Source organism: Marinomonas communis (genome assembly GCF_004363305.1).
Classification (GTDB): domain Bacteria; phylum Pseudomonadota; class Gammaproteobacteria; order Pseudomonadales; family Marinomonadaceae; genus Marinomonas; species Marinomonas communis.
The window spans coordinates 379021-391954 of record NZ_SNZA01000004.1; the positions used below are offsets into that span (position 1 = coordinate 379021).

Sequence of the window (12934 nt, forward strand, 5' to 3'; positions counted from 1 at the left end):
TTATATAAACAGTTTTAAAGATAACAGTATTTAACCCCACTCACACGGTAAATTTGGTCAAAACATATAATTGTTGGTTATCAGATTTGGAATGGATAAAAGCTTTAGGAATAAAAAAAGCCGACACGGATGTGTCGGCTTTGATATGTAATGGCAAGTCGCGATTAAGCGTCTTGGTTTACGAAGTAGTTCAAGATGAAGCTTGGTAGGTCAGCCGTGTTAACCACTTCCTGTTGCATCGTGTCACGGTGACGAATCGTCACAGGTGCGCCTTCTTGCTCGATTGTATCGAAGTCAACTGTGATACAAATCGGCGTACCCACTTCGTCATGACGACGGTAGCCTTTACCTACGTTACCTGTGTTTTCGTATAGGATACGACCAAGACCTAGTTTTTGTAGGCGGTTCTTAATCGCTTTTGCCGCTTCAACGATTTCAGGCTTGTTCTTCTTAAGAGGAAGGACAGCAACTTTGATCGGTGCTAGGTGTGGCTTAAGTTTCAGAACAGTACGAGTTGAGCCGTTTTCTAGCTCTTCTTCCGTGTAGGCTTCTGTCATCACAGCCAATACACCACGGTCTAGACCCGCAGAAGGCTCGATACAGAAAGGTACGATCTGCTTATTCTCTTCCAAATCACGCACCGCTAGCTTAGTAGTAGAGTGCTCGTTCTTCTTAACTTTTGCAGACAGACCAAACTCTTCTTGCGCTTTGGTGTGGGAACCAAGATCGTAGTCAGTACGGTTCGCAACACCTTCAAGCTCTTCAAAACCATGTGGAAACTTGTACAAGATATCCACAGTTGCTTTTGAATAGTGCGCTAGGTCATCACCTGTCACGTATTCAAACTCAATGTTTTCTTCCGCCAAACCTTGGTCTAACCACCATTGCTTACGCAGTTTCACCCAAGTGTCGTGCCATTGCTCGTCTTCACCTGGCTTACAGAAGAACTCAAGTTCCATTTGTTCGAATTCACGTACACGGAAAATGAAGTTACGTGGTGTGATTTCGTTACGGAACGATTTACCGATCTGCGCAATACCAAATGGCAGAGCACGAGAAGTAGAATCCACAACGTTTTTGAAGTTTGTGAAGATACCTTGTGCAGTTTCTGGACGCAGGTAAGTGTAAGACTCTTCGTTCACCATTGGGCCAACGTTAGTCTTAAACATTAGGTTGAAATCACGTGGTTCAGTCACGTTATCAGAGCCACAGTTGTCACATTTTTTGATGTCTTTCATGTGATCCGCACGCATGCGTGATTTACATTCGTGACAGTCCACCATTGGATCAGTGAAAGTGTCTTCGTGACCAGAGTATTTGTAGACGTGCTTGTTTTGGATAATCGCAGCGTCTAGACCTTCAACGTCATCACGATCGTAGACCATGGCACGCCACCAAGCGTTTTTAAGGTTGTTTTTTAGCTCAATACCTAGTGGACCGTAGTCATAAGCCCCTTGCATACCACCGTAAATCTCACTGCCTTGGAAAATAAATCCACGACGTTTACAAAGGGAGACGAGTTCATCCATCGTTTTTGCTGGCATTTTTAAACACACCTTAATTCGTTAATTTGGAGCGACCTGCGCGCAACGGCGTAGCCGATAAAATAAGCCCGACATTGTACTCTGTGACCTTGATTGACTCAATGGCGGACATTTCGAAGATTAGCACGATAAATTTAAGTAAATGTGACCTCTTTCACATGCGAAAGCATCCAATCTGTTAGATAATACGTAGATACTGTCAATCAGATTTTACGTTCAGGATAAAGTATGCGTAATTCTTCTAGCACACTGATCAAAACACTTGGCTTTCTAGGATTGATTCCATTTTTGATCAGCACTATCGCGTTTCATTTTGATTTTTACCATTACGGCTTCCACGCGCAATCCGTTTTTATCGCTTACAGTGCCGTTATCTTGAGTTTTTTGAGTGGTGCAATTTGGGGACAAGTATTGGAACAGCCTTACCAAGCAAAAGGCAAGCTGTTACTGATCGCAAGTAATGTCGTTGCTGTTGGGGGTTGGGTTGGATTAATTATTCAGCAACCACACTTGTCGTTACTACTCTTGTTATGTGGGTATATCAGCCTATTTTGGCTTGAGGTCCGTTGGCTAAAAGCCATGCGCATCGATCAATCGTTCTACCCAAACTTGCGCTTTATTTTAACGATACTCGTTTGTGCTATGCATCTACTTATGCTGTACCCAAAATTCTAACTGCCAAAGGCTAGCTTATGGTTACGCTGTTCTACGATGGTCACTGCCCGCTTTGTATGAAAGAGATTTCAGTATTGCAACGCTACAATACTGCTCAGCAATTAACGTTAGTGGATATTCACAGTGATGAATTCGAAACATTGTATCCGCAGATCAGTAAAGAGGCGGCAGATAGGCTATTACACGCCATTTTAAATAATGGCCAACTGGTTACAGGGTTGGATGCCAATGTGGCGGTTTGGCAAGCAGTCGGTAAGCATAAGTGGCTAAGAGTTTTGCGTTGGCCCTTTATCCGCTGGTTCGCTGATCGCGGTTATCTTCTATTTGCTAAGCATCGCCATAAAATCTCTTACTGGCTAACCGGTCAAGAGCGCTGCGATGCTTGCACCAAGGATAGCTGTCCGCCTCGCTCTCCTAAATAAGTGATCTAAACCATCCAATTACCACTCCTTTGCGTATTGAATCAGATACAAGTACAGGAGAATGAAATGCCTTATTCAGTCATTGTGGTCGGAGCGGGTAGTAAAATTGCTCAAGCAATTATTGATCAGTTGATTGCCTTGGATGATTGTCAGCAAATCATCGCCATTAGTCGTCAGCAGAGCTTTCAACACACTAAAATCACTTCTATACATTGCCAATACGATGAACCCAGTATCGAAAGCACCTGCCAAGGATTAGACATCCACTTCCCAGTGGCCAACGTTTTTATCTGCCAAGGCATCTTGCATCAAGATGAGCTACAGCCAGAACGTAAGTTAGAGAGCATTAGCGCCGAGAATATGCTTAAAGTGTTTACCGCCAATACGGTCATCCCTTCCCTGTGGCTAAAAAATCTGACACCTCACCTTAAAAGCACCGTACCTTGCAAAGTCGCCTTATTTAGCGCCCGTATTGGCAGCATCAGCGATAACCAGTTAGGTGGTTGGTACAGCTACCGAGCCTCTAAGGCTGCTCTCAATATGATGGTGAAAACCTTTTCGGTAGAGCTGGCGCGTCGAGCGAAGAACGTCAAATTACTCGCATTTCATCCTGGCACCACGGACACACCTCTTTCTGAACCCTTCCAACGCTCGGTTCCCGAAGGCAAATTGTTCACCCCGGAGTTTGTCGCAACACAGCTATTAAGCTTATTGGACTCATTAGAAGTAGACGGTAAAGCTAGCTATATGGACTGGAATCATCAGCCTATTACCTGGTAATCAACTTTTTGAGCCCTTCCAATATTGTCGACAATATATGGATAAGAATAATATTCCGACTACTACCTAAGTCGAATTGTCGACAATCCAACTTGATCTATACTCATATCCACACTATAAATAGTCACATTGTAGACAAAAAGTAGGACTTGAGCTTGGACAAGGTTACACAAATCAAATCAGCCACCCTCTCAGACGATTTAACTCAGCGCTTAACCGCTGAAATCGTGAAAGGTGTTTTACCCCTTGGCAGCAAAATATCTGAACCAGAACTCGCTAAGCGCTATGGGGTCTCTCGTGGCCCGTTACGAGAAGCTCTCGTCAAGCTAGAAACATTAGGGTTGATTACACGCACCGCCAACGTTGGTGCACGGGTAATCGATCTGAACATAGATGATTTATTGGACACCTACACTTTACGTGAAGCCATGGAAGGTATGGCGGCGCGCTTAGCCTCAGAGCTCATCAGCGAACAAGAAGTGACTGAGCTTTATAAACTACTCGATGAACATCAGGCTCACCTTGATAGTAACCATGATGAGCACTACGCCAATCAATATGGCAACGAAGACTTCCATTTACGCATCATTCACGCCAGTCAAAACAAAAAGCTGATTCGGGTTTTAACCCAAGATTTATACGCCACGATCCGCATGTATCGTCGCTACACCGCCGACTCACGCCCCGACCCGCGTCAGGCACTGCGCGAACATAAAGCCATTTTAGACGCCATCGCCAACCGAGAAGGGGATCTTGCAGAACTATTAATGCGTCGCCACATCAGTCGCGCCGCCAATCTATTAAAAAAAGCGATGCTACAAAACAGCATCTCTCAGGGTAATACTGGCCAATAAAGATGAGGCCTTTGCACGATGTCTCGAGCAAAGCCAAGACAAGGCAAAAACAGGCGAGAAAGCGGAGTTTATAACTATAAATGAGCATTTTGAGTCTGTTTTTAACGAAGTATTTGGCGAGCGCAGTAGTCGTGCCGAAGTCTCAACAATAAAAAGTGAGGACCATATGCAGTTAGCATCACCCGGCGCACGTTTTCGCCAAGCGATAAAAGACCATTCACCGTTGCAGGTCGTTGGCACCGTCAACGCCTACTGCGCCATGATGGCCGAGCAGACAGGACACCATGCTATTTACCTTTCAGGAGGTGGCGTTGCTAACGCATCATATGGTTTGCCTGACTTAGGTATGACTGACTTAAACGATGTTCTAGAAGATGTTCGTCGAATCACAGCAGCAAGCACTTTGCCACTGCTGGTAGATATCGACACGGGCTTTGGTGGCGCATTCAATATCGCACGCACTATCCAGCAAATGGAAAAAGCGGGGGCCGCAGCCGTGCATATTGAAGACCAAGTACAACAAAAACGCTGCGGACATCGCCCTAATAAAGCGATCGTCAGCCAAGCGGAAATGGTCGATCGCATCAAAGCCTGTGTCGATGCACGTTATGACGACAACTTTGTCATTATGGCGCGCACCGATGCCCTTGCGGTGGAAGGTATGGACTCTGCTATCGAACGTGCCGTGGCTTGCGTCGAAGCGGGTGCCGATATGATCTTCCCAGAAGCCATGCTGACTCTTGAGCAGTATCGTGAATTTGTTGATGCAGTAAAAGTTCCAGTACTTGCCAACATTACAGAGTTTGGCGCAACGCCATTGTTTAGCCGTGAAGAACTGGCCAGCGCAGGGGTTGACCTTGTGCTTTACCCATTGAGTGCCTTCCGTGCTATGAACCAAGCCGCACTAAACGTTTACCAACACTTATTAAACGATGGCCACCAACGCAACGTGGTCGACACCATGCAAACCCGTATGGACTTGTACGACTTCTTGAATTACCACGATTACGAACAAAAGCTCGACGCGCTTTTTTCCAAGGAAAAATAACCAAATCTAAAATCACCTGAGATCAATAGCAGTAATCAGATATCTCGCTAAAGAGACAAATGTAAAGCGTTACGAGCGAAGCTAAGACGAGGCGAAAACAGACGAAAAAGCGGAGTTTATAGGTATAAATGAGCATTTTGAGTCTGTTTTTAACAAAGTATTAGCAAGCGCAATAGCTTTACCGAAGTCTCGAAAAATAAAAATGGAGATCCACAATGGCTAAAGAACTATCAGGCGCAGGCCTTCGCGGCCAAAGCGCAGGGGAAACCGCTCTATGTACCGTGGGTAAAACTGGCTCAGGCCTCACCTACCGCGGCTATGATATTGAAGAGCTGGCTGACAAGGCTTGCTTTGAAGAAGTGGCTCACCTACTTCTTTACGGCAAACTACCTAACCAAGCAGAGCTGGATCATTACAAAACCAAGTTAATGAACCTGCGCGAGCTGCCACAAGCGCTTAAATCAGCCTTAGAATTGATCCCCAAAGACGCGCACCCCATGGATGTGATGCGCACTGGATGTTCCTTTTTAGGTAACCTTGAAACCGAAACTAACTTTAGCCAACAACAAGATGTGGCGGATCGCTTATTGGCTACTTTGCCAGCGATCATCTTGTACTGGTATCGCTTCAGCCACGATGGTGTTCGTATCGATACGCTTAACCCATCGGTAGACAGCTTATCTGGTCATTTCTTGGCTATGCTGCACAGTGACACACCAAACCCTTTACATGAAAAAGTGATGAACGCGTCACTGATTCTCTACGCTGAACACGAATTCAACGCCTCTACTTTTACCGCTCGCGTGTGTGCTTCCACCCTATCGGATATGCACTCTTGCATCACCGGTGGCATTGGCAGTCTTCGCGGCCCACTGCATGGTGGAGCCAATGAAGCGGCTATGGACATGATCGAACCTTGGCAAACACCAGATGAAGCGGAAAACGCCATCATGGGTATGCTGGCAAACAAAGACAAAATCATGGGCTTTGGCCACGCTATTTATCGTGAGCGTGATCCACGTAACGACATCATTAAGAAGTGGTCGAAACTGCTGTCAGATGAAGTAGGTGACACGCACCTTTACGCGGTATCCGAACGTTGTGAAGCAGTGATGTGGCGCGAGAAAAAACTGTTCTGTAACGCCGACTTCTTCCATGCCAGCGCGTACCGCTTTATGGGCATCCCAACCAAATTATTCACACCAATCTTTGTGTGTTCACGGGTCACAGGTTGGGCGTCACATGTAATGGAGCAACGAGCCAATAATCGCATTATCCGTCCAAGCGCCGACTATATCGGCCCAGAGAAAGCTACTTGGGTAGATATTGCAGAGCGAGACTAGCTCGAGTTCATCAGAGTAACTGGTATTCCAACACTCTACACCGGGCGCGTAATCGTCCCTGATAAAGCGCCCTCTCGCGCCATCCATGGCGCTGGCTTAAGAGTGCTTGGAACACCATCAGAAAGAACATTGGGAAAACAGAATTAACAGGCAAGGTGCTTATGCCTTTTCCTAGCGTCAGGATGACGCGCGAGCGCGTTGGGGCAGGACGCCCCATCCAAGCGGGGAAAAGGTTAAGCTCCTTGGACAGCTACATCAGCACAAGCTGGGTAGATACGAATCAGAGGAACCACCATGAGTGCAAATGTCGATTTAAATAACCGCCCTGAATACGATCAGGTAATCCAAGACATCGCGGATTATGTTTTAAACTTCAAGATTGAAAGCCAAGAAGCCCTAGATACTGCCCGTAACTGTTTGATGGATACATTAGGTTGTGGTCTGTTAGCACTTCGCTTCCCAGAATGTACTAAACACCTTGGCCCTATGGTGCAAGGCACTGTGGTACCTAACGGTGCGCGTGTACCGGGTACATCGTTTGCTTTAGATCCAGTCAAAGCCGCGTGGGATATCGGCTGTATCATCCGTTGGTTGGATTACAACGATACTTGGCTGGCGGCGGAATGGGGCCACCCATCGGATAACCTAGGTGGTATTTTGGCGGTTGCCGATCACTTGTCTCAGGTTCGCGTGTCTCGTGGCGAAGCACCGCTGACCATGCGTGATGTACTAGAAGCCATGGTCATGGCCCATGAGATCCAAGGCGTCATTGCGCTTGAGAACTCTTTTAACCGCGTAGGTTTGTGTCACGTACTTTTGGTGCGTGTGGCCTCTTCTGCCGTAGTGGCCAAAATGATGGGCGGTAACCGCGAGCAAATTATGGCAGCGATTTCCCAAGCATGGGTGGATGGCTCTGCACTGCGTACATACCGTCATGCGCCCAACGCAGGCTCGCGCAAATCATGGGCGGCAGGTGACGCCACCTCTCGTGCAGTGCGTTTAGCGGATATGTCGCTACGAGGTGAAATGGGCATTCCAGGTGTATTAACTGCGCCACAATGGGGTTTTTACGATGTGTCTTTCTCAAAGACTAATAAAGACCAAAAGCTGAAGGCATCAGAGGATCGTGAATTTAAATTCACCCAAGATTACGGCACTTATGTAATGGAAAACGTGCTGTTTAAGATCTCATTCCCAGCTGAGTTCCACGCACAAACCGCAGCAGAAGCTGCCGTCACCTTGCATCCACAAGTCAAAGATCGTTTGGATCAAATCGAGAAAATCGTGATTCGCACCCATGAATCGGCCATCCGTATCATCTCAAAAGTGGGCCCACTGGCAAACGCAGCAGACCGTGACCACTGTTTACAATACATGGCCGCAGTGCCATTAGCCTTTGGTAACCTGGTGGCGGAGCATTACGAAGATGATTTCCACGCGGCTAACCCGATCATTGATGAACTACGTGACAAGATGGAAATCGTTGAAGACGAGCGCTTTACACGTGAATACTTAGAAGCCGACAAACGCTCTATTGCCAATGCCATCCAAGTGTTCTTTAAAGATGGCACGTCAACCGAAGAAGTTTCTGTAGAATACCCTATTGGTCATCGCCGCCGTCGCGAAGAAGGTATCCCTTTATTAGAGAAGAAATTCAAAGCTAACTTAGCCACTCGTTTCCCATCGGCCCGAAGCCAACATATTTTTGACCTGTGTAAAAATCAAACTGAATTAGAGCAAACCGCTGTTCATCGCTTTATGGATCTATTTGTTATCTAGTCCTCAACCTTATCAATTCCCTCAAAAGCGCTCATTTATTATGGGCGCTTTCTTTTAGAAACACTTCTTTAACATTCCCCATTCAAAATCACTGCCTAAAAATGGAACACCCTTCTGAAATCGCATACAAAACAATCAACTGTAACAAAGAGTAACGGAATTAAGTGTTCTTTACACTTTTGTAATGGAATCCATTCTCATCTATCGATATAAAGAAAATTGATAATAGATATCACCTGGAAATGCTGTAATCACGTAAGGACAAACACCCACATGCTGCCTCAAATCCGTAAGTATTCGCTACCTAATCAGTTAGCCTTAGGAGCACTGACTGCTGTAATCGCTATTTTCATCGTGCTTATCACAGCCATCGACGTGCTGTTTAATAAGCAGGTGACAGAAATCGTTACAGATCACCAAATTACAGAAGTGAAGCTCATCGCTCACGAACTTGAAACACAGTATCATGACATCGAGTTATCATTGAATCGATCTGCAAATTATCTGGACAGTGAGCTAAGTCGATCGATCAATAAAAGCGGTAGCCGCTGGGCTTGGGAGAATGCCCCACTGCAACAAGCCAACACAGCATTGAGTCAGCTAAAAACACGTCTAGAAGCAGACGTTGTTTTATTTGAAAAAGGCAGCAGCGGGCTAACAGTACTGGCCTCAACGACACCAGATTTCCAAGGTCATTTAAGCTCCCCCAATCACAGCAATCAATACACCGGAAAGTGGCGCTTAAATCAACATAACTACTTTGTCACCTATCAAGCTTCTAGCCGTTATCCCGATTTGGCTTTTGCTATTGCCATCCCCTACGAGACAATCTTAGAAAGTATGCAAGCCAATTTGAATACCATTCGAATTGGTAAGCGGGGCTACGTTTACGTGACAGATGCCGCTGAAGAAAAAGGTAAGCTAATTGTTCACCCAACGACTTCGGTGTTGAATAAGAACGTATTCGAGCTGTTTCCAAGTGCCCGATCTGATTTTGAACCTATGTATCAGAATCAAGCAGGAGTCACGACATACACCATTAAAGTTGCAGGCCAAGACGCTGCGGCGGAAGAGTCAAAAGTCATTTACCAACGTGTCGATGGCTGGAATTGGGTTGTCGCAATCAAGACCTACTCTTCCGAATACAACGATGAGATCTTCATGATCCTGTACTTTGTCGCGGGCATTTGTGCCATTGCGGCAGGACTTCTGGCACTGACTCTATGGCTATTTATCCGTTCATCACTTCGTCCATTACGTGATATCGCCCATGGTGTTGAAGAGATCGGTCACGGCAACCTCTCTTACCGGTTCAAAGCCAATGTATCTCGAGACAGCAATAATGAGACACATAAACTACAACGCTCAATTCAATTGATGCGCGACGGCCTTGCTGGACTGATCACTGAAGTGCAAACCTCAAGCGAACAATTATTGCAATCAGCAAAAGCCATCAATCAGTCTAACGATGAGCTCATTACCTGCGCTACAAACAGTTCAAACTCTTGTGCTCAGGTAGCCGCTGCCATTGAGCAAGTTTCAGCATCTATCGAAGAAGTTGCACAAAGTTCAACGGAAGTGTCCCAAGAAACGGTTTCAGTAAATGCCACAACACAGCAGGGCCACCAAGCCACGCAACAAGTGGAAATAACCGTTTCCAAACTATCTGCGTCCTTTGAAAATGCCGCAAAGACCATTCGTGAAGTGGAAAGCAGCACCACTAATATTGGGTCAGTGGTAAATGTCATCAATGAAATTGCCGAACAAACTAATCTACTGGCTCTCAATGCAGCTATTGAAGCGGCACGAGCAGGCGAACAAGGCCGTGGGTTTGCAGTGGTTGCAGACGAGGTACGCGTACTCGCTCAACGTACACAACAGTCAACAGAAGAGATCCAACAAGTAGTGGATCGCTTACAACGAGGCAGCCGTTCAGCTGTTGAAACCATGCAACAAGGCAGTGATCAGGTTGGCAGCAGTGTTGAGCAAGCCACTCAAGCGGGCCGTTTGTTGGCTTCAATCAATGACTCAATGGACGTAGTCGCGCAGCAAATTGCAGGCGTTGCAGCCTCCACAGAAGAACAAAGTGTGGCAACCACACAAATTAGAGGCAATGCAGCAGAGTTGCAAACCTCCGCGTCTAACACCTTCGAAGAAGCACAGAAGTCCCGAGATGAAAGCCTTAAGATTCATCAGCTGGCATTAACTCTGCAACAAAACCTCACGCGTTTCGTTCTTTAATCCTTTCTGATCTAGCCCCTCAATGTGAGGGGCTAGTGACCTTTTGCACTCGCCTTAAGATATTCGATCTGAAGCAAAATGCATCCTTATTCCAAATGTATTAAGGATGCATCTTTACATTATTCTGCAAGTTATGAATTTGCGTAGCAATCTGTCTCATTTTCCTATATAAGAACGATTCTCATATATACCTGCTAACTAGGATGTTTGCTCTATGCCCCAATTCTTTCAAAAGATGCGCCTACCTAATCAAATCAGCCTTGGCGCATTGTTCGCTATCTTCATCAGTTTTGCGATTCTAATCGTGATTATTTCGAAGTTAATCGAAGAGAAAGTAAATACGATTGTCACCGATCACCAACAAACAGAGGCCCTACTCGTTGCCAACCAACTGGAAGGGCAACACACTCTGATTACTCGATCTCTTGATCGAACAGTAAAATTGATTCAAGCAAATTTAAACGGCTCAGAATTTAGCAAAGAGTTAAATGGCGCAGCCATTACACAACAACTCACTCAGCTTGCAAACGCTAGTAATTCCAGTGTCTTGTTGTTGCAAAAGCAACGTGGCAGTTTTAACGTTCTGCACTCTTCAGATTCAAGTATCAGCTCGGGTGAGCAGCTTGATCTAGGCGCATCGCCAGAAAAGGCAACCAAATTGAGCCTTGCCAATCACCGCTACCTAATTCAAAGCCTTCCTTTAGAGCAATCCAGCAACTTATACGTAAGCGTCTTAGTCTCTATGGAGAAGATTTATGAGGTCTTGAACAAGAGCCTTGGCAGTATTCAGTTCGGAGAAGATGGTTACGTTTATGTCACCGATACAGGTGCACATGAAAGCGATATATTGATTCACCCTACCTTAGTGGGTAAAAAACTTTATAACCTGTACCCACAGTTGCGTAATGAATTCTCGCAACTATATCAAGGTCAAAACGGCGTTATTCATTACACTGCCCAGGTACAAGGAAAAGACCGAGAAGCCCGAGAAAGCAAAGCCATCTACCAACGTGTATCAGGCTGGGATTGGGTTGTCGTCATCAAAACGTATACGGATGAATACCGCCATGAAATCATGGCAATCGTTTGGCTGATCAGCGGTGTATGTGCACTGGCAGCGCTGTTATTAATCGCGCTACTTTGGGGCTTCATTCAGCAAGCTTTACGCCCCTTAAATACTATTGTCACTGGAGTGAAAGAAATTGGTAATGGTGATCTAACCTATCGCTTCGAGCATTATGTCAGCGGTCAGAGCAAAAACGAGACTCATATTCTGCAACGAGCCATCCAAGTGATGCGCGATGATTTGTTAAAGCTAATTGAACAAGTACATCAAACAGGTGATGCATTGGTAGACTCTGCTCAGAAAATTTCGCAAGCCAACCAACAGTTAATTGCCAGTGCAAATCAAAGCAACCATGCGAGTATGGAAGTTGCCTCTGCAATCCAGCAAGTCTCTGCGTCGACAGAAGAAGTCGCAACACGCTCCACCGAGGTATCAGAGCAATCCGTTTCCGTAACAGCTGTCACCAATGAGGGATTTGGGGCGGTTGAGAAAATCGAACAGACCATTGCCAGCCTTTCCAGCTCTTTTGAACGCGCCGCGCATACGATTGAGGATGTTCGTAATTCCACGACTAACATTGGTGATGTCGTCAATGTTATCAACGAAATTGCTGAACAAACTAACCTACTGGCGCTTAATGCAGCGATTGAAGCGGCTCGAGCTGGTGAGCAGGGTCGCGGCTTTGCCGTTGTCGCAGACGAAGTTCGTGTTCTGGCCCAGAGAACCCAACAATCCACTGAAGAAATTCAAACCGTTGTTAGTCGTTTACAAGAAGGCAGTCGATCAGCTGTAACAACCACGCAAGATGGGAGAGATCAAGTCCAACTGAGTGTTCAACAAGCAGCTGAAGCAGGCGCCCTTCTCTCTCAAATCAATGAAGCAATGAACATTGTGGCTGAGGGCATCTCTGGCGTTGCAGCGGCGACAGAAGAACAAAGTGTTGCTGCGATGCAAATACGCGGTAATGCAGAGCACCTTCATCAAGCCGCTGATCAGACTTTGTCAGAAGTGCACTTATCACAGCAGCAAAGCGACCGAGTTGGAGCGCTGACCGAGCAGCTAAAAGCGAATCTTTCCAAGTTCCGTATTCATAAATCTTAGATCAGCTTGCTGCCCTCTGGGCGATGAGTATCATAGGCAGAAGCTTACTTAGGTAAGCTTCTTTCGCTTTACTCGCAAGTC

The 12934-nt window shown here is 46.0% G+C and carries 10 protein-coding genes; 9 read left to right on the forward strand and 1 reads right to left on the reverse strand.

Annotated features, from left to right (window positions below; all coding sequences use genetic code 11):
- Window positions 1-164: 164 nt before the first annotated feature.
- Window positions 165-1544 carry a glycine--tRNA ligase gene (locus tag C8D85_RS13340; RefSeq protein WP_133563518.1) on the reverse strand — a complete coding sequence of 460 codons (1380 nt, stop codon included), beginning with the start codon at window positions 1542-1544 and terminating at the stop codon, window positions 165-167.
- Window positions 1545-1772: 228 nt separating this feature from the next.
- On the opposite strand from C8D85_RS13340, the gene C8D85_RS13345 reads away from it, so the two are divergent.
- From C8D85_RS13345 to C8D85_RS13390, 9 genes are all read left to right on the forward strand, one after another.
- Window positions 1773-2219 carry a DUF3429 domain-containing protein gene (locus C8D85_RS13345; RefSeq protein ID WP_133563520.1) on the forward strand — a complete coding sequence of 149 codons (447 nt, stop codon included), beginning with the start codon at window positions 1773-1775 and terminating at the stop codon, window positions 2217-2219.
- 17 nt (window positions 2220-2236) lie between these two features.
- Window positions 2237-2641 carry a thiol-disulfide oxidoreductase DCC family protein gene (locus tag C8D85_RS13350; RefSeq protein WP_133563522.1) on the forward strand — a complete coding sequence of 135 codons (405 nt, stop codon included), beginning with the start codon at window positions 2237-2239 and terminating at the stop codon, window positions 2639-2641.
- A 66-nt stretch (window positions 2642-2707) separates the two neighbouring features.
- Window positions 2708-3421 (forward strand): SDR family NAD(P)-dependent oxidoreductase, encoded by a 714-nt coding sequence (locus tag C8D85_RS13355; protein ID WP_133563524.1) that lies wholly within the window; start codon window positions 2708-2710, stop codon window positions 3419-3421.
- A 155-nt stretch (window positions 3422-3576) separates the two neighbouring features.
- Window positions 3577-4275 (forward strand): GntR family transcriptional regulator, encoded by a 699-nt coding sequence (locus tag C8D85_RS13360; RefSeq protein ID WP_133563526.1) that lies wholly within the window; start codon window positions 3577-3579, stop codon window positions 4273-4275.
- Between the two features lie 166 nt (window positions 4276-4441).
- A complete protein-coding gene (gene prpB, locus C8D85_RS13370; RefSeq protein WP_133563530.1) occupies window positions 4442-5323 on the forward strand; it encodes a methylisocitrate lyase in 882 nt (293 codons plus the stop codon).
- A 215-nt stretch (window positions 5324-5538) separates the two neighbouring features.
- Window positions 5539-6666, forward strand: a complete 1128-nt coding sequence (prpC, locus tag C8D85_RS13375) for a bifunctional 2-methylcitrate synthase/citrate synthase (protein ID WP_133563532.1) — start codon at window positions 5539-5541, stop codon at window positions 6664-6666.
- Between the two features lie 294 nt (window positions 6667-6960).
- The gene (gene prpD, locus C8D85_RS13380; RefSeq protein WP_133563534.1) at window positions 6961-8445 is read left to right on the forward strand and encodes a 2-methylcitrate dehydratase; all 1485 of its coding nucleotides are present in this window, start codon (window positions 6961-6963) and stop codon (window positions 8443-8445) included.
- Between the two features lie 273 nt (window positions 8446-8718).
- The gene (locus C8D85_RS13385; protein WP_133563536.1) at window positions 8719-10686 is read left to right on the forward strand and encodes a methyl-accepting chemotaxis protein; all 1968 of its coding nucleotides are present in this window, start codon (window positions 8719-8721) and stop codon (window positions 10684-10686) included.
- Between the two features lie 214 nt (window positions 10687-10900).
- Window positions 10901-12853 (forward strand): methyl-accepting chemotaxis protein, encoded by a 1953-nt coding sequence (locus tag C8D85_RS13390; RefSeq protein ID WP_133563539.1) that lies wholly within the window; start codon window positions 10901-10903, stop codon window positions 12851-12853.
- The last annotated feature ends 81 nt before the right edge of the window (window positions 12854-12934 follow it).